This is a genomic window from Catellatospora bangladeshensis (genome assembly GCF_016862575.1).
Classification (GTDB): Bacteria; Actinomycetota; Actinomycetes; order Mycobacteriales; family Micromonosporaceae; genus Catellatospora; species Catellatospora bangladeshensis.
In genome coordinates, this window is sequence record NZ_BONF01000010.1 from 76,381 (window position 1) to 97,504 (window position 21,124).

The 21,124-nt window shown below is 73.4% G+C and carries 21 protein-coding genes and 1 pseudogene; 11 read left to right on the forward strand and 11 right to left on the reverse strand.

The window, feature by feature from the left end; genetic code table 11:
* Positions 1-49: 49 nt before the first annotated feature.
* Complete coding sequence (locus Cba03nite_RS09630) at positions 50-676, reverse strand: TetR family transcriptional regulator (RefSeq protein ID WP_239125599.1); 627 nt, start codon at positions 674-676, stop codon at positions 50-52.
* A 242-nt stretch (positions 677-918) separates the two neighbouring features.
* Between Cba03nite_RS09630 and Cba03nite_RS09635 the strand changes: the two genes are divergently transcribed.
* The gene (locus Cba03nite_RS09635; RefSeq protein ID WP_203744349.1) at positions 919-1,125 is read left to right on the forward strand and encodes a S1 RNA-binding domain-containing protein; all 207 of its coding nucleotides are present in this window, start codon (positions 919-921) and stop codon (positions 1,123-1,125) included.
* Between the two features lie 42 nt (positions 1,126-1,167).
* Here the strand turns inward: Cba03nite_RS09635 and Cba03nite_RS09640 are convergent, their stop codons facing one another.
* The gene (locus Cba03nite_RS09640) at positions 1,168-2,142 is read right to left on the reverse strand and encodes an Acg family FMN-binding oxidoreductase (RefSeq protein ID WP_239125600.1); all 975 of its coding nucleotides are present in this window, start codon (positions 2,140-2,142) and stop codon (positions 1,168-1,170) included.
* Positions 2,143-2,273: 131 nt separating this feature from the next.
* Here Cba03nite_RS09640 and Cba03nite_RS09645 point away from each other — a divergent pair, with 131 nt between their 5' ends.
* Complete coding sequence (locus tag Cba03nite_RS09645; protein ID WP_203744351.1) at positions 2,274-2,915, forward strand: response regulator; 642 nt, start codon at positions 2,274-2,276, stop codon at positions 2,913-2,915.
* Here Cba03nite_RS09645 and Cba03nite_RS09650 read toward each other — a convergent pair.
* From Cba03nite_RS09650 to Cba03nite_RS09665, 4 genes are all read right to left on the reverse strand, one after another.
* A complete protein-coding gene (locus Cba03nite_RS09650; RefSeq protein ID WP_239125631.1) occupies positions 2,912-4,549 on the reverse strand; it encodes a GAF domain-containing sensor histidine kinase in 1,638 nt (545 codons plus the stop codon). The two genes, Cba03nite_RS09645 and Cba03nite_RS09650, sit on opposite strands and share 4 nt — an antisense overlap.
* A gap of 77 nt (positions 4,550-4,626) precedes the next feature.
* Positions 4,627-5,070 carry a CBS domain-containing protein gene (locus Cba03nite_RS09655; protein ID WP_203744353.1) on the reverse strand — a complete coding sequence of 148 codons (444 nt, stop codon included), beginning with the start codon at positions 5,068-5,070 and terminating at the stop codon, positions 4,627-4,629.
* A gap of 99 nt (positions 5,071-5,169) precedes the next feature.
* Positions 5,170-6,027 (reverse strand): universal stress protein, encoded by an 858-nt coding sequence (locus Cba03nite_RS09660; protein WP_203744355.1) that lies wholly within the window; start codon positions 6,025-6,027, stop codon positions 5,170-5,172.
* Positions 6,028-6,119: 92 nt separating this feature from the next.
* The gene (locus tag Cba03nite_RS09665) at positions 6,120-6,758 is read right to left on the reverse strand and encodes a hypothetical protein (RefSeq protein WP_203744357.1); all 639 of its coding nucleotides are present in this window, start codon (positions 6,756-6,758) and stop codon (positions 6,120-6,122) included.
* Between the two features lie 206 nt (positions 6,759-6,964).
* On the opposite strand from Cba03nite_RS09665, the gene Cba03nite_RS09670 reads away from it, so the two are divergent.
* Together Cba03nite_RS09670 and Cba03nite_RS09675 are read left to right on the forward strand one after the other, a co-directional pair.
* Complete coding sequence (locus Cba03nite_RS09670; protein ID WP_203744359.1) at positions 6,965-7,921, forward strand: alpha/beta hydrolase; 957 nt, start codon at positions 6,965-6,967, stop codon at positions 7,919-7,921.
* A gap of 272 nt (positions 7,922-8,193) precedes the next feature.
* Entirely contained in the window at positions 8,194-8,667 is a 474-nt protein-coding gene (locus Cba03nite_RS09675) for a hypothetical protein (RefSeq protein ID WP_203744361.1), read from the forward strand.
* A gap of 92 nt (positions 8,668-8,759) precedes the next feature.
* Here the strand turns inward: Cba03nite_RS09675 and Cba03nite_RS09680 are convergent, their stop codons facing one another.
* Positions 8,760-9,017, reverse strand: a complete 258-nt coding sequence (locus Cba03nite_RS09680; protein ID WP_203744363.1) for a hypothetical protein — start codon at positions 9,015-9,017, stop codon at positions 8,760-8,762.
* Positions 9,018-9,387: 370 nt separating this feature from the next.
* On the reverse strand, positions 9,388-10,251 hold the full coding sequence (locus Cba03nite_RS09685) for a DMT family transporter (RefSeq protein ID WP_239125601.1): 864 nt from the start codon (positions 10,249-10,251) through the stop codon (positions 9,388-9,390).
* A 121-nt stretch (positions 10,252-10,372) separates the two neighbouring features.
* On the opposite strand from Cba03nite_RS09685, the gene Cba03nite_RS09690 reads away from it, so the two are divergent.
* The 4 genes from Cba03nite_RS09690 to Cba03nite_RS09705 all read left to right on the forward strand — a co-directional run bounded on the left by Cba03nite_RS09690 (position 10,373) and on the right by Cba03nite_RS09705 (position 15,021).
* Complete coding sequence (locus Cba03nite_RS09690) at positions 10,373-11,629, forward strand: alpha-L-fucosidase (protein WP_203744365.1); 1,257 nt, start codon at positions 10,373-10,375, stop codon at positions 11,627-11,629.
* 115 nt (positions 11,630-11,744) lie between these two features.
* On the forward strand, positions 11,745-13,022 hold the full coding sequence (locus Cba03nite_RS09695; RefSeq protein ID WP_203744367.1) for an acyltransferase family protein: 1,278 nt from the start codon (positions 11,745-11,747) through the stop codon (positions 13,020-13,022).
* 32 nt (positions 13,023-13,054) lie between these two features.
* Positions 13,055-13,957 carry an ABC transporter ATP-binding protein gene (locus Cba03nite_RS09700; RefSeq protein WP_203744369.1) on the forward strand — a complete coding sequence of 301 codons (903 nt, stop codon included), beginning with the start codon at positions 13,055-13,057 and terminating at the stop codon, positions 13,955-13,957.
* Complete coding sequence (locus tag Cba03nite_RS09705) at positions 13,954-15,021, forward strand: ABC transporter permease (protein WP_239125602.1); 1,068 nt, start codon at positions 13,954-13,956, stop codon at positions 15,019-15,021. The genes Cba03nite_RS09700 and Cba03nite_RS09705 overlap by 4 nt, the downstream gene beginning before the upstream one ends.
* Positions 15,022-15,073: 52 nt before the next feature.
* On the opposite strand, the gene Cba03nite_RS09710 is transcribed toward Cba03nite_RS09705, so the two are convergent.
* Entirely contained in the window at positions 15,074-16,039 is a 966-nt protein-coding gene (locus Cba03nite_RS09710) for a GNAT family N-acetyltransferase (RefSeq protein WP_203744371.1), read from the reverse strand.
* A gap of 210 nt (positions 16,040-16,249) precedes the next feature.
* On the opposite strand from Cba03nite_RS09710, the gene Cba03nite_RS09715 reads away from it, so the two are divergent.
* Complete coding sequence (locus tag Cba03nite_RS09715) at positions 16,250-16,831, forward strand: SMI1/KNR4 family protein (RefSeq protein ID WP_203744373.1); 582 nt, start codon at positions 16,250-16,252, stop codon at positions 16,829-16,831.
* A 113-nt stretch (positions 16,832-16,944) separates the two neighbouring features.
* Positions 16,945-17,523: an SMI1/KNR4 family protein gene (locus Cba03nite_RS09720; RefSeq protein WP_203744375.1), complete on the forward strand. Its 579-nt coding sequence runs from the start codon at positions 16,945-16,947 to the stop codon at positions 17,521-17,523.
* Between the two features lie 75 nt (positions 17,524-17,598).
* Here the strand turns inward: Cba03nite_RS09720 and Cba03nite_RS09725 are convergent, their stop codons facing one another.
* Both Cba03nite_RS09725 and Cba03nite_RS39620 read right to left on the reverse strand, forming a co-directional pair.
* Positions 17,599-18,243, reverse strand: coding sequence for a response regulator transcription factor (locus Cba03nite_RS09725; RefSeq protein ID WP_203744377.1), 645 nt, complete (start codon positions 18,241-18,243; stop codon positions 17,599-17,601).
* Positions 18,207-20,258, reverse strand: a complete 2,052-nt coding sequence (locus tag Cba03nite_RS39620; protein WP_239125603.1) for a sensor histidine kinase — start codon at positions 20,256-20,258, stop codon at positions 18,207-18,209. Before Cba03nite_RS39620 ends, Cba03nite_RS09725 begins: the two co-directional genes overlap by 37 nt.
* A 133-nt stretch (positions 20,259-20,391) precedes the next feature.
* On the opposite strand from Cba03nite_RS39620, the pseudogene Cba03nite_RS09735 reads away from it, so the two are divergent.
* Positions 20,392-21,054: pseudogene (locus tag Cba03nite_RS09735) on the forward strand (ABC transporter ATP-binding protein); the annotation flags it as partial.
* Positions 21,055-21,124 lie beyond the last annotated feature (70 nt).

Here is a 21,124-nt window from a genome sequence, read left to right on the forward strand (position 1 = left end):
GGTGAGGATCACCCGGGGGTACGGGGGTCGGGGCGGGCCGCGCCGGGGATCAAACGGCGCGGTCGGGCAGCCCCGCGGCCAGGTCGGTGAAGGCCTCGTCGACGAGCGCGCCCAGCGACAGCCGGCCGCCCGCCTCCATCCAGCGGGTCGCGGCGACCCGGAAGGCCGCGCCGGTGGTGGCGACGACCAGCGCCGGATAGCCGTGGGCGAGGGGGTCGACGCCCAGGTGCGCGGCGATCACCTCGGTGGTCACCCGCTCGGCCTCGGCGCCGCTGAGCACCAGCCTGGGCAGCAGCTGCGGGCTGCGGTGGACCACCTCCATGCGCAGGAACCAGTGGTCGCGGTCCGCCTCCATCGCCGCGACGACCAGCAGCACCGCGCGGCGGACCGCCTCCAGCACCGGCATCGCCGGCAGCAGCGAGGCCAGCCGCACGCGCATCGCGTCCACCTCGACCAGGTGGTCGCCGAGCACGGCGTCCTCCTTGGAGGCGAAGTAGTTGAAGAACGTGCGCGGCGAGACGCCGGCCGCGGCGCTGATGTCGTCCACGGTCACCTGGTCGAACCCGCGCTCGGCGCACAGCCGCAGGGCCGCGCCGGTCAGCGCGGCCCGGGTCTGCTGCTTGCGCAGGTCGCGCCGGCCCAGCGGGGCGGCGTCGGAGTGCACGTCGGGAACCACGGCACGATTGAAGCGCGAACTTGCAGCGACTGCAAGTTCATTTCCGGCGGCGCGTGCCGTGTAATCGGATTGCCCCGGGCACGCGCGGGCCGCTAGCGTCTGGCGCGTGACTGCCGGGTCGGCCCAGTGCCGTGATCAGAACAGGCATCCGGCTGTGCCGTGATCGCCCGGCGGGCCCGCGGCCCGCCCTCCTTCGCTCGACGCCCGCCTAAGCGGAGCCTGCCGAGGAAGGAGGTGAGCGCATGTCCCGCTTCGAGGAACTCAACGCCGGGGACGTCCTGGTCGGCCAGGTCGTCTCGATCGTGCCCTTCGGCGCCTTCGTCAGGATCGCCGACGACGCCGACGGCCTGCTGTACGGCGAGACCGGGCCGCAGGTCGGTTCGAGCGTCACGGTACGGATCCTGGAGATCGACCGTGAGAAGCGCCGCGCCAGCCTGACGCTGGTGTGACGTGACGGGGGAGGCGGCCCGGTGCGGCCGCCTCCCCCGTGCTCACCCCTCCAGGACCTCCTCGAACAACCGGCGCACGGTCCGCGGCGGCTCGCCCGGCGGCGCGTGCCCGACGCGCACCGCCAGCTGCGGGTAGCCGCCGTCCGGCAGCAGCCGGCGCAGCTCGTCCCGGGTCACCGACAGCTCGGTGACGTCGCTGATCGGCGCCGTGCCCAGCCCCGCGCCCACGGCGGTCAGCAGCACCGCCGACAGCGCCTCACCGGCCCGCAGCCAGTCCCCCGGCCCGTCGTGCTCGGTGAACACCACCGCGTAGCGGGCGCCCCGGTCCGTGTCCGGCCCCGCCGCCAGCGTCGGCCCGCCGAACGGCGCGAAGTCGCGTACCGGCACCCGGCGCGGCACCGCCCGCACCGTGCCCGCGGTGTCGACCCCGTCGCCGCTCCACGGCGGCCGGTGGGTCCAGTCGGCCAGCTCGGCCCGGTATCCCGGGTCGGCCATCCGCAGCGCCCCCGCGCGGACCGCGCTCAGCGCGAGCACGGCGAGCTCGCCGTCGCCCACCAGCTGCAGGTCGGCGCCCTGTGCCCGGGCCGCCGCGACCAGCTCCGCGCACACCTCGGCTGCCACCGGCCGCTCGGTGAACGCACGCCGGTCGGTGCGCCGGCGCGGGATGGCCGCGAACGCGCCCCGCTCCGCGGCGGTGGGCTCGTGCGGCCCGGTCAGGGCCAGCTCGGCGAGCAGGTCCGGGTCCTCCGGGCCGGGCATCCGGCGCACGTCCACCGCGTAGCCGGCCATCGCCAGCGCCACCCGGGCGTGGTGCAGCGCGACGCCGCAGCTGACCGTCAGCAGGCGGGCGTCGGGGTCGGCCACCAGCAGCTGGCGCTGGCGGTCGGCGTACAGCCGCAGCCGGCCGGGCCCGGCGACCCAGCGCCACGGCTGCGTGTTGAAGATGGAGGGAGCGGCGAGCGCGGTCCGGGCCGCGTCACGCAGCACCTCGTCAGGTAGGGATTCGTCGGCTCGCATGAGTCCACTGTGCGCGCGCTCACAGCACCGGGTGCAGGGCCGCCGGTAGTGCGCCGATGGGCCGTGGGTCACCTTCCCGGCCGGGACTTAGGTCCCTTCCGGCGTGGCACCTGAGCGGGCAGACTGCAGGGGTGATCCGTGTGTTCCTGCTCGACGACCACGAGGTGGTCCGCCGCGGGCTGAGCGACCTGCTGCAGGCCGACGGCGACATCGAGGTCGTGGGCGAGTCGGGCTCGGCGGCCGAGGCCTCCCGGCGCATCCCGGCCCTGCGCCCTGACGTGGCCGTGCTGGACGCGCGGCTGCCCGACGGCAGCGGCATCGACGTGTGCCGGGACGTGCGCTCGGTCGACCCGGACATCAAGGGCCTGATCCTGACGTCGTACGAGGACGACGAGGCGCTGTTCGCCGCGATCATGGCCGGCGCCGCCGGGTACGTGCTCAAGCAGATCCGGGGCACCGACCTGGTCGACGCCGTGCGCCGGGTCGCGGCAGGGCAGTCGCTGCTGGACCCCGCGGTGACGCAGCGCGTGCTGGAGCGCATCCGCAACCCGCAGCACCAGCCCGACCAGCTCAAGTCGCTCACCGAGCAGGAGCGCAAGATCCTCGGCTACGTCGCCGACGGCCTCACCAACCGGCAGATCGCGGCGCAGATGTTCCTGGCCGAGAAGACGGTCAAGAACTACGTGTCCAGCCTGCTGGCCAAGCTCGGCCTGGAGCGGCGCACCCAGGCCGCGATCCTCGCGGTCAAGCTGCGCGAGCAGGGCCAGCGCTAGCCGAGCGGCACCCGCCAGTCGAGCACGGTGCCGGTCGGCTCGTTCGGCTCGACGGCCAGCCGGCCGCCCCGCAGCGCCGCCCGCTCCCCCAGGTTGACCAGCCCGCCCCGGGCCACCGCGCCACCGCAGCCGTCGTCGCTGACCGTGACGGCGAGCCCGCCGGACCCGACGCGCACCTGCACCCGTACCCGGCTCGCCCCGGCGTGCCGCACCACGTTGGACAGCGCCTCGCGGACCACCGCGAGCAGGTCGGCGCGCAGCTCCTCGGGCACCGCGCTGTCCAGCGGCCCGTCCAGCACCAGCTCCGGCCGGAAGCCCAGCCCTTCGGCGGCGTCCTCGGCCAGCCCGCGCAGCTCGGCGCGCAGCGACTCCCCCGCCGGGCTGCGCAGCTCGAAGATCGCCCCGCGGATGTCGCGGATGGTGCTGTCCAGCGCGTCCACGGCGGTGCCGATCCGGGTCGCGACCTCGGGCTTCTGCCCCGACATGCCCGCCACGGTCTGCAGCTGGAGCCCGGTGGCGAACAGCCGCTGGATCACCACGTCGTGCAGGTCGCGGGCGATGCGCTCACGGTCGGACAGCACCAGCAGCTGCTCGCGGTCCTCCCGGGCCCGCGCCTGCTGCAGCGCCAGCCCGGCCTGCCCGGCGAACGCCGTGAGCAGCAGCTCGTCGTCGGCCCGCGCCGGGCCGGGATACCCCACCAGCAGCACCCCCTGCGCGCCGGCCAGCGGCGCGGCGACGGCGCGCACGTCGGGCACCGGCACCGGCCATGGGGCGGCCTTGCCGAGCCGCTCCAGCGCGACCACCTGCTGCAGGTCCAGCACCGGGCGCAGGCCCGTCTGCCCGGCCGGCAGCACCGCTCCGGAAAGGCCCGGCACCGGCTCGGCGGCGTCCACCGCGGCCACCCGCAGCGTGCCCGCCGCCTCGTCATGCAGCAGCACCGCCACCAGCGACGCCTCCGCGACCTCGCGGGCCCGGCGGGCCACCAGCGCCAGCGCCTCGTCGGTGGTCAGGTCACCGGACAGCGCCGTGATGATCTCCGAGGTGGCGGCGAGCCAGTGCTGGCGGCGCTGCGCGAGCGCGTACAGGCGGGCGTTCTCGATCGCCGCGCCGGCCGCCGCCGCCAGCGCCATGGTGATCTCCTCGTCGTCCTCGGTGAACGACGCCGCCTCCCGCTTCTCGGCCAGGTAGAGGTTGCCGAACACCTGGTCGCGGATGCGGATGGGCACCCCGAGGAAGCTCTTCATCGGCGGGTGGTGCGGCGGGAAGCCGACCGAGCGGGGATGCGCCGAGATGTCCGGCACCCGCACCGGATGCGGCTCCGCGATCAGCAGCCCGAGCACGCCGTGCCCGGTGGGCAGGTCGCCGATGGCCGCGTGCGCGCGCGGGTCGATGCCGTGCGTGATGAACTCGACCAGCGTGCGGTCCGGCCCCACCACCCCGAGCGCGCCGTAGCGGGCGTCGGCCAGGTGGCACGCCGCGACCACGATCCGCTCCAGCGTCGAGCGCAGGTCCAGGTCGGTGCCGATGCCGACGACCGCGTCGAGCAGGCTGCGCAGCCGCTCGCGGCTCGCCATCACCTCGGCGACGCGGTCCAGCAGCTCCTGCAGCAGCTCGTCCAGACCCGCCCGCGACAGCGGCGGCAATCCCAGCGTGTTCCACTGCTGTTCCACACCGGCGATGTTATGACGGGCCGCCGGGCGCGGGAAGCCGGTCACCGCGCCAGCAGGGCGACCAGGTCGCTGCCGGTCACGATGCCGACCGCGACGCCGCGCGCGTCGACCACGGCCACCGCGTCCACGCACTCGGTGCGCATCAGCCGCGCCGCGTCCACCACCGCCGCTTCCGCGGCTACCACCGCGGGCGTACGGTCCAGCACCGAGGAGACCCGCCGGTACGTCAGCGAGGTGGGCTCGGTGGCCCAGGCCGCCACCACGGACCGGTCGGCGAGCACGCCCACGCAGCGGCCGCCCTCGTCGGTCACCACCAGGTGCCGCAGCCTGTCCCGCACCATCACGCCGAGCGCCTCGCCAAGCGTGGCCGACGTCTCCACGCACCGCACCGGCGCGCTCATCACCTCACTGAGCTGCCGCCAGGCCAGCCCCGGCTCCGCCGCACGCCCGGCCGTGCCCCACGTTTCCGCGATCCGCGTGTCCATGACCCACCCCCGGCTAAGCCACCCTCAACTCCAGGGTGACCCGCCCTTCGCCGCGCGCCCAGGGCCGTTGGACCCGTGCGGGCGGGACCCGTCACGAACTCAGGCGCGGGCGACCAGGACCGGGCAGGCGGCGTGGTGCAGCAGCTGCTGGCTGACCGAGCCGAGCAGCAGGCCGGTGAAGCCGCCCCGGCCGCGGGCGCCGACCACCACGAGCTGCGCCTGCTCGCTGAGCCGGACCAGCTCCTGCCCGGCCCGCCCGGAGATCACCTCGGCGCGGACCCGGACCTCGGGATGGCGGCCCCGGCAGGCGTCGAGCGCGTCCTGGAGCACCTCCAGCTCCTCCTTGCGAGCGGACTCGGCGTCGTAGAGCTGGGTGGCGGCCAGGCCCGGCGACTCCCGCCACGCCTTCACCGCGACCAGGTCGGCGCCGCGCCGCGCCGCCTCCCGGAACGCCGCCTCGACCGCCGGATTGGCGCCGGCCGAGCCGTCGCAGCCGACCAGCACCGGCCCGGTCGGGTCCGTGCGGCCCCGCACCACCAGCACCGGCGTCGTACTGTGCGCGGTGACCTGGACCGCGACGGAGCCCAGCAGCAGCCCGCTGAAGCCGCCCAGGCCGCGGTCGCCGAGCACCACCAGCGCCGCCTCCCGCGCCTCGCGCAGCAGCACCGGCGCGGGCGCCCCGGTGACCAGCTCGGTGGCGATCTCCAGGCCGGGTGTCTCGTCCGTCGCGGCGGCGGCCGCCAGCTCCAGGACCCGCTCCGCGTCGTGGCGCAGGCCGCCCTGCGGCACCGCCTCGGACGCACCGGTGTCCACGTGCATCAGGGGCCAGATGAAGGCGTGCACGATCCGCAGCGGGCAGCGGCGCCAGCCCGCCTCCCGCGCGGCGGCGCGCACCGCGCGCAGGGCCGAATCCGATCCGTCCACCCCGGCCACGACCGGGCCGTTTCGCTCGTTCATCACGGGACCTCCGTCTTCCATTGTCGGTCTGGCAGGGCCTTGACGACGGCGGTACGGCCCACCTGGCCAGGTGGGCCGTACCGCGGGGAGGCTCAGGCGGCGACGGGGGTGCGCTCCGGAGCCTCCACCGGGGCGAAGGCCTCGGTGCGCGGGGTGCGCCAGGCGTGCACGAAGCCCGCGGCGGCCAGCAGCGCCATCACCAGCGCGGCGAGGAAGGCGACCAGCGCGGCCTGCCCGGCCTTGACCCCGAATTCGCTGAACCCGTAGGTGGTCAGCAGCAGCCCGCGCAGCGTCTCGCCCTTGAACAGCGTCTCCCGCTGGGCGGTGACCTCGGCCAGCTGCTGCTGCAGGGCGGTCACGTCCGTACCGTTCTTCTGCGCCTCGGCGATCTGCGCCCGCAGCGCCGACTGCGGCTCGCCCATGTCGGCGTACGTCTTGCCGCCCGCGATGCCCTTCAGGTGCAGGCCGATGAACTCGTTGGCGTACACCTCGGCCTGCTTGCCGGTGGTCATCGGCTTGCCGGCGTTCTCGACCAGGCCCGGCTGCTTGCGCTCCTCGTCGGTCAGCGTGTCCAGGGTCTTGAAGGTGATGTTCTGCTCGGCCAGCTGGCGGCCCACGTAGTCGTTGGCGAAGTCCGCGTTGGCCTGCAGCACGAGGCCCGCGACGGCGAGCAGGAGCGCGATGGCCACGCCGCCGAGGCTGAACATGAGGTCGAGGGTCCTGCGCTTCATGGTTTCCGTCTCCTTAGGACGTCTGCTGCCGTGTGTCCTCAGCGTCCCTTTTCACCGGTGGCCCGGGGCAGGGCGCGACGGCCCGACCCGGCGGGACCAAAGTCACCGGCCCGCGGGGACCCATTGCCCGCCCGGCGGCCGAGCTGAGCCGATTCCCGGACGTACGCCGGGCCCGCGGCGCACAGTGGAACGGACGGGAGGTGGCGGTGGGCCTGGACGAGACCACGTTCGCGACCACGGCGCACCCGCCGGACGCGGTGGCGTTCGAGGCGGAGACGGCCCGGATCGTTCGCGAGACGCCCTGGCCGCCCGCGAGCGCCGCGCAGTTCCGGGTCCTGGCCCGCGAGCTGCTGATCGCCCGCGCACCCGGCGGGGAGTTCTACCGCTCGCCCCACGCCACGGATCTCGCGATCCCGGTCGGCTCCGGCACGATGGCGGCCCGGGTGTTCCGCTCCACCACGCCCACGGGCCTGTTCGTGCACCTGCACGGCGGCGGGTGGACCGTCGGCGCCGCCGACGAGCAGGACGGCTACCTGGAGGATCTGGTACGCGGCACCGGCCAGACCGTGGTCAGCCTGGACTACCCGCTCGCTCCGGAGCGGCCGTACCCCGGCCAGCTCGACGACTGCGAGGCGGCGGTGCGGTGGCTGCTCGGCCACCCGGGCGAGTTCGGCGTGAACGCGGTGACCTGCGGCGGGGAGTCCTCCGGCGCCAACCTGGCGCTGGCCGTGGCGCTGCGGCTGCGCGACCGGCCGGCGGAACGGCCGCTGCGCGCGCTGAACCTCTGCTACGGCCCGTACGACCTGACGCTGACGCCCAGCGCCCGTGCCTGGGGCGAACGCGGCGGGGTGCTCACCACCGAACGCATCCGCTGGTACACCGAGCAGTACGTGCCCGACCCCGCCCGCCGCGCCGATCCCGACGTGTCCCCGCTCTACGCCGAGCTGCCCGGACTGCCGCCGATCCTGCTCACGGTCGGCACCGAGGATCCGCTGCGCGACGACACGCTTTTCCTGTACGCCCGCCTGCTGGCCGCCCGCACGCCGGTGAAGCTGCTGGTGGTGCCCGGCGCGGGACACGTCTTCAACCTGGTGCCGCTGTCGCTGACCTGGCCCGCCAACGCGCACGCGCACCGCTTCCTCGCCGCAGCGCTGGCCGGCTGACCCCTTCCCGCGCGGCATGCGCGAGCGAATCTTCATGCAGCTCAGCCGTTGCGGCAACCGGAAAGGGTCGTCCAGCTCTCGCTGTCGGCCGGCGGTGGTGGGATGATCTGCGCGCCGCTCGCACGGCACCGCTCGGGGGACGGGATCGTGCGACCCTCGTAACCCCGTGTCTCCACACCGGCAGCGACCGCTCCGATGTGGATGCTCGCCGGGCGCAGGGGCCCCGCGCCGCGGGAGCGCCGGCGCGTACGACTCGGCGAGGGAGGAACGCTGTGACGCGGGCAGAAGCCGGCGCATTCAAGATTCTCAAGGGACTCGGCATCGCGGTCCTGAGCGTGGTGGCGCTCGTACTGGTCGCGGTGTACTGGGAGCCGGTGCTCGACACCATCGTGGCGACCTGGAACTACCTGATCGACCGGATCCCGACCGACGGCGGGCAGCGCACCGCCGTGCTCGTCTACCTGATCGCGGCGGTGGTGCTGGGCATCCTGTTCTCGCAGGCCGGCCACTTCACCGCGTACGGCATCGCGATGGGCCTGGTGCCGCTGCTGTGGGTGCTGTTCTGGGAGGGCTTCCCGCCGCTCGGCCTGCACCCGGTGTGGACGTCGAACATGGGCATCACCCACCTGAGCCCGAGCCAGGTCGCCCTGTGGGCGGTGGTCGCGGCCGTGGTCACCACGCTGGTGTTCGTGCCACTGGAGTACCGGGAGAAGTTCCAGCGCCACCGCCGCGCGCGCCGGGGCTGAGACAAGCCGAGGCGGGTGGTGCGCAGGGCACCACCCGCCTGGCCCGGTCCGGCACCCGAGGCTACGCGAGTGCCGGCTCGGTCTGGGGTTCCTCAGACGTAGGTGACGGTGTCGAGGTACACGTACTCGTCGTCACGGACCATGAGGTGAGGGGCCGTCACGGTCTCCTCCTGCACACCGCGCTGCCCGCCGCGGATCACGACCGCGGACTCGGGCGAGGTGTCGGAGACGATGCCCGCCTGCCACGCACGCTCGCGATAGACCCAGACCCGGTCGCCGGGCTGGTACGAGTCGGTGGCCGCGATCTCGTCAGGAGATCGGCGCGCGGGGTTGATCCGGGGAGCTGGCATTCGTGCCTCACTGCGGCGAACGTGCTCGCGGATGGGAAATCGGAAGCAGGGCCGTCCCAATGTACGGGATGGCGGTGTTTCCGTGAAGCCGGCCGGTCAGGGATGGGATCCCGGCCGCCCGCCCGGAGCTGTGGAGTCCACACCTTCCGGGCCACAGATGCAAGTGCCACTATGCAAACCAGACCTTGCGTTTGCGACTCCCATCATGCAAGCGAACCCGTGACCGCGCAAGCGCTCTGGGTACCTGTCCGTGACGTCCAGGAACGTGGGACGCACGCTGCGTCACCTACCTGGTGTAACGCGCCCGACACATCCCATGGACGCGCAGTTTTCCGAGGACCGCCGTCCACATGCTGAGAACAGGGTAGGCTCACCGTCCCGCCTCGGCGGGCGCCGCCGTGGCGGTGGCGCCCTCCGCCGGGCCGCCGCGCAGCTCGCCGAACCGGGCCAGCGCCAGCGCGCCGCCCACCGCGAGCAGGAAGCCGCCCACCGCCACCGGCGCCCAGCCCGCCCGCGCCTCGTCCCCGAGCACCAGCACGCCGACGACCGCGGGCAGCACCGTCTCGCCCACCACCATCGCCGCCGTCGCCGTGGTGACCGCCCCGGCCGACAGCGCCATCGTCCACAGCACGAGCGCGATCAGGCTCGACACCGCCACCAGGTAGGTGGCCGGCTCGCGCAGCAGCCGCACCGGGTCCAGCTCCGGCAGCGTCCGCGCGGCCAGCGCCAGCACGCCGAAGCACAGGCCCGCGCACAGGCCCAGGATCGGCGTACGCCATCTGCCCGGCAGCCGCCCCGCCAAAAAACCCAGCACGGCCAGCCCCAGCAGGCTCGCCCCGAGCGCGGTGTAGAAGTCGGTGTGCGCGCGGGTCGCCCCCTCCGGGCCCGCCGAGCAGCCCAGCAGCGCGAGGCCGAGACACACGGCCCCCACGGCGAGCTTCTCGCCCCGCCCCAGCCGCTCCTTCATCACCACGGTCGCCGCGATCGCGGTGACGGCCAGCGCCGACGCGACCGCCGCCTGCACCAGGAACAGCGGCAGGTGGCGTAACGCGACCAGCTCGAAGCCGAAACCGAGCAGGTCCAGCCCGGTGCCGGCCAGGAACGGCACTGTCAGCCAGGCCCGCACCAGCGAACGCGGGTCCTCCTGGCTGACCGGGCCCACCCTCCGCATGCCCACGGCCTGCATCACCGAGGACAGGCCGAAGCAGACGGCCGCCAGCAAGGCCCCGATCATGCTCACCACCAGCACCGGTTCATCGTTTCACGGCACCCGGCCCCGATCCCGGGGTTCGACGCCGCGCGCCGTTTCCTATACGATCGCTCGCTAGTAACCGTTTACTATGCCGAGGAGCGCCATGCCCACCCTGCCCACGCCGGGACAGATCGCCTGGCAGGAGGCCGGCTTCGGCATGTTCCTGCACTTCGGCATCAACACGTTCCACGGCCGGGAGTGGAGCGACGGCACCCTCGACCCGGCGACGTTCGACCCCTCGGCGCTGGACGCCGCCCAGTGGGTCGACGTCGCACGGCGCGCCGGTGCGCGATACCTGGTCCTGACGGCCAAGCACCACGACGGCTTCTGCCTGTGGCCGACCCGCACGACCGCCTACTCGGTGGCCTCGTCACCCTGGCGGAACGGACGCGGGGACGTCGTCGGCGAACTGTCCGCCGCCTGCCGGGACGCCGGGATGCCGCTCGGGCTCTACCTGTCCCCGTGGGACCGCAACGCCGCCTGCTACCCCGACCCGGCCGCCTACGACGCGTTCTACGTCGCCCAGCTCACCGAGCTGTGCACGCGCTACGGCCCGCTGTACGAGCTGTGGTTCGACGGCGCGGGTTCGGAGGGCCGCGCCTACGACTGGGACGCGATCATGCGGGTGGTCGACACCCACCAGCCCGGCGCGATGGTGTTCAACATGGGCCGCCCGACCATCCGCTGGGTCGGCAACGAGGACGGCCTCGCCGCCGACCCGTGCCACTACACGGTCGACCGGCTGGGCCGCTCGATGTTCACCGCCGACCAGGACACCCTCGACGGCGCCCGCTACCTCCCACCCGAGTGCGACGTCCCGATCCGGGCGCACTGGTTCTGGCAGCCCGACGACCGCGACACCCTCAAGAGCACCGAGCACCTGCTGGCCGTCTGGTATCGCTCGGTCGGCCTCGGCGCGGGCCTGCTGCTCAACGTGCCCCCGGACCGGCGCGGCCGGCTCGACGACGCCGACACCGCCCGCCTGCTGGAGGTCGCCGCCGAGCTGCGCCGCCGCTTCGCCGACCCCGTCCCCGCCCGCCTGACCCACGAATCCGGCCGGGTGACCGCCGACTTCCCCACCGAGATCGACCTCGACCACCTCGAACTCCGCGAAGACCTCACCGCCGGCCAGCGCGTCGACGCCCACCAGGTCCACCAGGGCGACACCCCGGTCGCGTCCGGGCGCACCGTCGGCGTACGCCGCTGGCACGCCTTCCCCGCGATCCGCACCCGCCGCCTCACCATCACCCTCGACGACCCCCACGCCCGCCTCACGGCCGTCACCGCCTTCCACACCGGCCACGAGTCCCTGCCCGCCCTCCAACCCCAACCCTCGCTTCAGCCCTCGAAAATGGACTGATCCGCCGACCACCAGGCGGCCCTCCCACCGCGTCCCACCTGACGACGAAGGAAGGGCACCTTCTTATCGTTTTCCGTGGTAGAAGGTGCCCTTCTTAACGAAGGGAACCCGTGGCATGGCCACCGAACAAGCGACCCCGGGCACGGCCGCGCCGGCCGGTCGCCGCCCGGAGCTGGACGCGATCCGCACGCTGGTCGTGGTCGGGCTGATCTTCTTCCACTCCGCGCTGGTCTTCGACGAGCGCGACGACTACTACGTCAAGAACGCCGACACCACCGAGGTCACCACGGTCATCGCCGGGCTCGCCGTGGTGTGGGCGATGCCGCTGCTGTTCCTGATCGCCGGGTACGGCGCACGGCACTCGCTGCGCCGCCGCGGGCCGGGCGGGTTCGCCGCCGAGCGGCTGCGGCGGCTGGGCGTGCCGCTGCTGTTCGCCGCCGTCGCGCTGCTGCCGATCCCGCAGTGGCTGCGGCTGCGCGCCGCCGATCCGGGCTACGACGAACCCTACTGGCGCTTCCTCCCGCGCTTTCTCGACGTGCGGTTCCAGCCGGACGAGTTCCCGTTCCTGCTGGGCGGGGAGCACTTCGAGTCCGGCCACCTGTGGTTCGTGGTGATGCTGCTGGCGTGGGCGCTGCTGCTGGCGGCGGCGGTCCGGCTGCTGCCGCCCGCCCCGCTGCGGCGCCTCCAGGGACGGGCGGCCGCAGCGGTCGCCCGCCGGGGCGTCATCCTGCTGCCCGCGCTGCCACTCGCGCTGATCTGCGCCTTCGACGGTATGGAGGAGGGCTACGCCGGCTGGAGCCGCTGGGCCTACCTGCTGTTCTTCGCCTACGGCACGCTGCTCGCGGGCGACGAGCGCTTCCGCGCGGCGATGCGCCGCGACGCCGTGCCCGCGGCCGTGCTGGGCGCGGCGCTCATGCTGGCCGGCATGCCGCTGTTCCTGTCCCTCGAGGACGGCGACCCGTTCAGCGACCTGACCGGCGTCGCCATGACGGCGCGCTTCCTCTACGGCATCACCGGCTGGTGCTGGGTCATGGCCATCCTCGGACTGCTCGACCGCCGCCGCAGCCCGGACAGCGCGTCGGCGCGAGCCGAGCCGGACCGCCCGGCGGCCGACGGTGACCCCGGAACCGGCAGCGCGGCCGGGCCCGGCCAGGCGCCGACCGGCGTCGGCCGCCGGGTCTACGCCTACCTCGCCCTCGGCGCGCTGCCGATCTACATCCTGCACCAGCCGATCGTGGTGGCCGTCGCCTACGTCGTGGTCTCCTGGCCGGCGCCGATCCTCGTCAAGTACGCCGCCCTGGTCACGATCGCGCTGCTGCTGACCATCGGGGCGTACGAGTTCCTGGTGCGCCGGACCCGCATCACCAGGTTCCTTTTTGGAATGCGTCCATAACGGACTGGCAGGCAGAAGATAGGGTGCACCACATGTCATCAGCGATCAAGGTCGAGGAGCTGCGCAAGTCGTACGGCGAACTGCGCGCCGTCGACGGCATCTCCTTCGAGGTACAGGCCGGGGAGTTCTTCGGCATCCTCGGCCCGAACGGGGCGGGCAAGACCACCACCCTGGAGATGGTCGAGGGTCTCCGCCAGCCCGACTCCGGCACGGTCAGCCTGTTCGGCGAGAGCCCCTGGCCGCGCAACCCGCGCCTGCTCCCCCGGATCGGCGTACAGCTGCAGGCCAGCGCGTTCTTCGAGCGGCTGACCGCGCGCGAACAGATCCGCACCTTCGCCTCCCTCTACGGCGTGCCCGCACGCAAGGCCGACGAGTGGCTCGGCGTGGTCGGCCTGGAGGACATGGCCGACAAGCGCAACGAGGACCTGTCCGGCGGCCAGCAGCAGCGGCTGTCCATCGCCTGCGCCCTGGCGCACGGCCCCGACCTGGTGTTCCTCGACGAGCCGACCTCGGGTCTGGACCCGCAGGCGCGCCGCAATCTGTGGGACGTGCTGCGCGACATCAACTCCCAGGGCCGCACCGTCGTGCTGACCACGCACTACCTCGACGAGGCCGAGTCGCTGTGCGACCGGGTCGCCATCATGGACCACGGCCGCATCCTGGAGTCGGGTCCGCCCGCGTCGCTGGTGCGCGACCTGGACGCGCCGACCCGCATCTCCATCGAGAGCGGCGTGCTCACCGCCGACGCCGCGCGCACGCTGGCCGACGGCGTCGAGGTGTCCGACGACGGGGTTTCGCTGACCCTCGCGACGCGTACCCCCGCCCCGGTCCTGTCCGCCCTGGCGGAGCGGGACGCGCTGCGCGGCCTGTCGGTGCGCGGCGCCACCCTGGAAGACGTCTTCCTGCACCTCACCGGAAGGGAGTACCGCGCGTGACCGGTTTCGTCAGCCTCTCGGCGGCGATGGCCCGCGGGTTCTTCCGCGACCGCACCGCCATGTTCTTCACCATCCTGTTCCCGCTGATGTTCCTCGTGCTCTTCGGCGGCCTGTTCAAGGACAGCGGCGCGTCGAAGACGGACGTGCTGCAGATCGGCTCGGTGCCGGTGCTGGAGCAGCTGCCCGCCGAGGCCGCGGCCGGGATCGGCCAGGTGCTCGCCGTCGAGCGCACCGACGACCGCGCGGACGCGCTGGAGCAGGTACGCAAGGGCGACAAGGCCGCCGCGCTGGAGCAGGTCGGCGGCGAGCTGATCGTGCACTACTCGGCCGCGGACCAGGTCAAGTCGGCCACCGTGCAGGGCATCCTGGAGTCGCTCGTACAGGAGGCGAACCTGGCCGCCGCCGGGGTCACCACGCCAGCGCTGAAGCTGAGCGCCAAACCGGTCGAGGACGAGTCGCTCAAGGCCATCCAGTACATGACGCCGGGCCTGCTGGGCTGGGCCATCGCCACCGGCGCCACGTTCGGCGCGGCGCTGACGCTGGTCACCTGGCGGCAGAAGAAGATCCTGCGCCGCCTGCGGCTGTCCCCGGTGCCGGTGACCTCGATCATCAGCGCCCGGGTCTCGGTCAGCATCGTCATCGCGCTGGTCCAGTCGGCCATCTTCATCGGCGTGGCGCTGCTGCCCTACTTCGGGCTCCAGCTGGCCGACCAGTGGTGGGGCTTCATCCCCATCATGATCGCCGGCACGCTCGCCTTCCTGTCGATCGGCCTGCTGGCCGGTGCCGTCGCCAAGACCGCCGAGGCGGCCAGCGCCATCGCCAACCTGATCACCCTGCCGATGGCGTTCCTGTCCGGCGCGTTCTTCCCGCTCGAAGGCGCCCCGGAGTGGCTGCGTACCGTCTCGGAGTTCCTGCCCCTCAAGCACCTGGTGTCGTCCATGCAGGACGTGATGGTCCGCGGCGAGGCGTTCTCCGTGACCCTCCCGGACATCGGCATCCTGCTCGGCTTCACCGTCGTCCTCTCGGCGGCCGCCGCCGCCCTCTTCCGCTGGGACGACGCCTAGAACACAAGGAAGGGCACCTTCTTATCGTTTTCCGTAGTAGAAGGTGCCCTTCTTAACCTCCGAGGGCGCGGGCCCGCTCGAAGACGCACAGCGCGTGACGGTGTACCCCCTCGCCGGGGTCGAAGTCGAAAGCCCGCCGGAACCCGGCCTTCTCGCAGGCCCGCACCGAGGCGGTGTTAGCCGTCGCCGGGTCCGCCACCACGAACCTGTTCCCCGGGAACCGCACCGGCACCACGTCGCGGACGTACTCCCAGATCAGCCTGGTGCCGAAGCCCCGGCCGGCGAGCGACGGCTCACCCACCGCGTAGTCGATCGACACGCAGTCCGCGCCGTCACGGGTCACCCAGCGGGCCGTCTCCAGGTAGTCGTCCTGCGCGGCGAGCGGCGTCGACTGGATGAAGCCGACCGGCCGCCCGTCCAGCAGCACCACGTCCACCGCCGTCGGCGACACCCCGTCGATGCGCGGACCGTACTTCCCCTCGGCCGCCGCCACATCCGCCGGGACCTGCGCCCACCAGCGGCTCACATGCTCAGCCTGCAACCACCGCACCAGGTCCGGCAGGTCCGCCCGCGCCAGCGGCCGGAAGGTCAGCGGCGACAGGTCCATCCCCAGCGCCCGCCGGTAGCGCCCGGCAACGTGCCGTGGCTGCACCAGCTCGGCCACCCGCTCCGGCCGCGCCCAGACGAACCGGTCGTGCTCGCCGTTCAGCACCACCTCGGCGTCCGCCCCGGCCTCGGCGGCGAACAGCGCCCAGCTGCCGGACAGGTCCACGGGCACCGGCACGAGCCCGGTCAGCCCCGTCTCCTCCCGCAGCTCCCGCACCGCCGTGGCCAGCAGCGCCTCCCCTGGCTCACGGCCTCCGGCCGGCGCGGTCCACGCCCACGGCCCGGCGTCGTCAGGCTCGTAACGCGTACGGTGCATGAGCAGCACCGGGCCGTCGGCGCGCCGCACCACCACGGTCGCGCCCAGCGGCCACTCCCCGGTGTCCCCGATCCGGGACGCCTCCGGTCGCGCCATCTCACGCCGCTCCTTCCAGCCCACCGCCGCCACCAGCGGTCCTCGACCACCCGGCCGTACGACGATCCGTCGAGATCGCCGAAGTGCCTCCCACCTGCGACGGCGGTCTGTGCGAGTTTCGCGGCAGCGCCAGGAGCAGCAGATCGGCCCGTCTTCCGTAGCGGAAAACGCCTCCATTAACGCACGCCTCCTCGGCTACCGTGCCTACCTGTGATCAGGACATCGCTGCGCGGCCGACTCGACGAGCTCGCCCCCCGTGTGCGCGCGTACCGCAGGCTGCGGGGCTACGACGAGAGCAGCCGGGTGACGATCGAGCAGCTCGACAGGCTCGAATCGCAGCTCGGCCTGCGGCTGCCGGAGGAGTATCACGCCTTCCTCACCCGCTTCGGCACCGGCGGGTTCGGCCTGCTCACCCCCGGCGAGGTCTACCTGCGCAGCCGGTGCGACATGAGCGGTGAACGGGCGTACGTGTCGTTGCCATTCGCGGTGACCGACGGCCACGGCCTCGGCTGCTGCCCGGAGGACGAGATGCTCCACGGCTCCGTGCCTATCGCCGAGAACGGCTGCGCGTTCTACACCGCGCTCGCGGTGACCTCGGCGTCAGCCGGTACGGTCTGGCGCAACGACTACGCCGTCCCCGGGGCGGACGACTTGTTCTGCTGGGCCCCCGCCGGCATCACCCAGACGGATCCGGTGACGCCGCTCGGCTTCCTGTCCTGGATCGAGCAGATCGTGGCGTACCGCGTGCCCCGGCGCCCGCGGCGATGGTTCCTGCCGCGCCGCCTGCGCTGATCCGATCCCGCGCCCTCGCGTCCTCGCCTGGGCGAGACGAAACAACTGCTCGTCGCACCGTCCGCGGAGAAAGTGCCCTGTCCACGCAAGCCTGTTCCGCTACCGTCGTCGCTGTGCTCGAGACCTCGCTGACCCGCCGACTCGACGAAGTCGCCCCCGAAGTGGACGCGTACCGTCGGCGCTGGGGTTACGGCGAGGGCAGCCGGGTGACGGCCGAGCAGCTCGACCAGCTCGAAGCCCGGCTCGGCCTGCCGCTGCCCGAGGAGTACCGCGCTTTCCTCATCCGCTTCGGCACCGGCGGCTTCGACCTGCTCACCCCCGAGCGGGTCCTCCACAAGAGCCAGTGCGACTACGGTGGCTGGAACCACGTGACGCTTCCGTTCGCGTTGGCGGACGGCCACGGCCTCAGCTGCTGCCGGGACGACCAACTGCTCAACGGCACGGTGGTCATCACCGAGGGCGGATGCGCGTTCTACACCGTGCTCGCGGTCACCTCGGTTTCGGCTGGCACCGTGTGGTGCAACGACTACGCACCGCCCGGGTCCGACGACGAGTTCTGCTGGGCGCCCCCGGGTCTCCCACAGTCGGACCCGGTGCCGCCGCTCGGCTTCCTGTCCTGGATCGAGCAGATCCTGACGCGCCGGGCGACCGGCCGTCCGCGGCTGTGGTTCCTGCCGCGCTGGCTGCGCTGATGCCCAGCCCTCGCCCGGGATGGGTTAAGAAGGGCACCTTCTACTACGCATAGCGTTAAGAAGGTGCCCTTCCTTTCAGGCGTTGAGGTATGCCAGGACGGCGAGGACGCGGCGGTTGTCGTCGTCGGAGGGGGCCAGGTCGAGCTTGGTGAAGATGCTGTTGGTGTGCTTGCCGACGGCGCTGTCGGAGAGGAACAGCTGCTGGGCGATGGCGGCGTTGGAGCGGCCCTCCGCCATGAGCGCCAGCACCTCGCGCTCACGGGGAGTGAGCCGGGCCAGGGGCGCGTTGCGGACCGGCTGGCGCATCAGCTTCGCGATGACCTCCGGGTCCATGGCCGTGCCACCGGCCGCTACGCGGCGGACGGCGTCGAGGAACTGGTCGGCGTTGAAGACGCGGTCCTTGAGCAGGTAGCCGATGCCACCGGTGCCGTCGGCGAGCAGCTCGCGGGCGTACAGCTGCTCGACGTGCTGGGACAGCACCAGCACCGGCAGGCCGGGCACCTGGCGGCGGGCGTCCAGCGCCGCGCGCAGCCCCTCGTCGGTGTTCGTGGGCGGCAGCCGCACGTCCACCACCGCCACGTCAGGACGGTGCGCCAGCAGCGCGGTGAGCAGGTCCGGGCCGGTCTCCACGGCGGCGGCGACGGTGCACCCGTGCGCCTCCAGCAGGCGGACCAGTCCCTCTCTCAGGAGGTAGAGGTCCTCGGCGAGGACAACACGCACGGTATCTCCATCGTCAGCACGGTCGGGCCGCCCTGCGGGCTGTGCAGGGCCAGGGTTCCGTCGAATGTAGCGAGCCGCCGGCGCAGCCCGCGCAGGCCGCTGCCCCGGGCCGGGTCGGCGCCGCCGTGGCCGTCGTCGGTGACGGTGACCCGCAGCAGGCCGCCTACGTGGCGGATGTCGACGCCGACCCGGTGCGCGCCGGCGTGCCGGGCGGCGTTGGCCAGCGCCTCGGCGACGGCGAAGTACGCCGCGGTGGCGATCGGGGCGGGGGGCTGACCGGGCAGCTCGGCGTGCACGTCGACGGGCAGCGCCGCGTCCAGCGCGAGCGCGCGTACGGCGTCGACCAGGCCGCGTTCGGCGAGCACCGGCGGGTGGATGCCGCGGACCAGGTCGCGCAGGTCGGACAGGGCCGCGGCGGACGTCTCCCGGGCCTGGGCGAGCAGCTCCCGGGCGGCGGCGGGGTCGCGGTCCATGAGCTGCTCGACCGTGCCGAGGCTGAGGCCGACGGCGACGAGCCGGGCCTGTGCGCCGTCGTGCAGGTCGCGCTCGATGCGGCGCAGCTCGGCGCTCTGCGCGTCGACGGCGTCGGCGCGGGTCTGCGCCAGGTGCTCGACCCGTTCGCTGAGCCGCGCGGTGCGGCCGGGCGCGAGCAGCAGCAACGCCCAGCCGACGATCGTGTACAGCACCGGCCGGGCCAGCACCACCCCGAGCAGGCCGAGGAGCAGCCCGACCGGCACCGAGACCCAGCCCGGCACGGCGGCCAGCGCCGGGAAGGCGAGGGCCAGCAGCTGCCAGCAGTACCAGGGACTGACCCAGAACCCGGTGATCAGAAACAGCGGCAGCCCCCACAGCGGCCAGAACAGCGCCTGCCAGAACAGCCCGAAGTAGCCGACGCCGATCAGCGCCCCGGGCAGCACCGCGCAGAGCGCGACGAGCGGCGCGGTCGCCATCCAGGCCAGGTCGCGCCAGGTCGCCGGGTCGCCGAGCACCCAGGGGAAGAACCCGGCCCGGATCGCGCCGTCGCGGGTCGCGTACAGGCTCCGCCCGACCCGGTAGCGCCCGTCCGGGCCGGGCTCACCGAGCGGCTCCCGCGGCCGGTACGGGTCGGGCAGCTCCACGCCGCCCCACTTCGCGCACAGCCGCCGGTACTGATTCATCATGGGCCGGACGGCGTAGCTGATCCAGGCGATGCCGAACCCGCCGCTGACCATGGTCAGCAGCAGCGTCAGCGCGAACACGGCGAACCCGGTCAGCGACAGCCCGAGCAGCAGCACCGCCTTCCAGGTGTCGTGCCCGCCGCGGCGCAGCCACTCGCCGAACCCCGAGGTGTGCCACCAGCTGCGGCTCGCGTGCCCGAGCCAGTAGCGGGACCACAGCCCGTGGGCCCGCAGCAGCATCGGCCCGGCCAGCGCACCGGCGGCGACGGCGGCCAGCCCCGCCGCGACCGCGAGCCACGTCGGACGGCCGTCCAGCACGCCGCCCCAGGACGTCGCGGCCGTCGGCAGCCAGGACCACGTCCCGCCGCCCGCCGCGGCCTCACTCCCCGATGCGGCCGCGGCGCTCACCCCGGCCGCTCCCGCGAGCGCGGCCACCCCGGCGACGATCAGCAGCGGCCCGAGCAGCGCGGGCACCGCCCCGAGCGGCGCGAGCAGCACCAGCCAGCCCCAGTCCCGCGCGGTGGCCGGGTCGTCGGACAGCCACTTCATGCGCAGGAAGAAGCGGGGGTACGCGGGCGACTTGAACAGCTGCCCGTCGTGCTCGTACCAGCCGTCGGCGCGCTGCGCCGGCACCGGCGCGGATCCGCTCTGGTAGGGCGTCTCCACCGCCACCCCGCCCCAGGCCAGCGCCAGCCGCCGGGAGAACCCGGTGAGCCGGCGGCAGACGCCCACGGCGGCCGGGTACGTGATCACCACGGCGACCGAGGCCATCAGGGGCACTGACGCGGCGAGCCCGGCCACCGCGAGCAGCGCGAGGGCCAGCAGGCGGAGCGGGGCGAGGGCGTACGACCGGATCATGCCCGCCATCGTCGCCGATCGGCCGGATGCGGCGCACTGGCCCCAGGTGCCTGAAGGGGGTGGGGTTTTGTGCACCCCCGCTCGGCAGTCAGCGTCATACCGGCCGTGGCGCGCCGAATCTAGCGTCTTCGGCATGGCAGTCATCGAAGTTAGCGGACTCACCAAACGATACGGCGACCGCACGGTCGTGAACGGCGTCTCGTTCACCGTCGCCGAGGGCGAGATCTTCGGCATCCTCGGCGAGAACGGCGCCGGCAAGACCACCACCGTCGAGTGCATCGCGGGCCTGCGCAGCCCCGACGGCGGCGCGATCAGCGTGCTCGGCCTGGACGCGCGGCGCGACCACGAGCGGCTGCGCGGCCTGGTCGGCGTGCAGCTGCAGGAGAGCCAGCTGCAGGACCGGCTGCGCGTCGGCGAGGCGCTGCAGCTGTACGCGTCCTTCTACCCCGACCCCGCCGACTGGCGCGAGCTGCTCGCCTCGGTCGGCCTCACCGAGCAGGTGAACACCCCGTACGCGAAGCTGTCCGGCGGGCAGAAGCAGCGGTTGTCGATCGCGCTGGCCCTGATCGGCAACCCGCGCGTGGCGATCCTGGACGAGCTGACCACCGGCCTGGACCCGCGGGCCCGGCGCGAGATCTGGAAGCTGATCCGCGCGATCCGCGACCGCGGGGTGACCGTGCTGCTGGTGACGCACTTCATGGACGAGGCCGAGCGGCTGTGCGACCGGCTGGCCGTGCTGGTCGACGGCGGCCTGGCCGCGCTGGACACCCCGGCCGGGCTGATCGCGGGCGTCGGCGACGTCGACGGCTACCGCGCCAACCTCGAGGACGCGTTCCTCGCCCTGACCGCCCCCTCCCACGACAGCT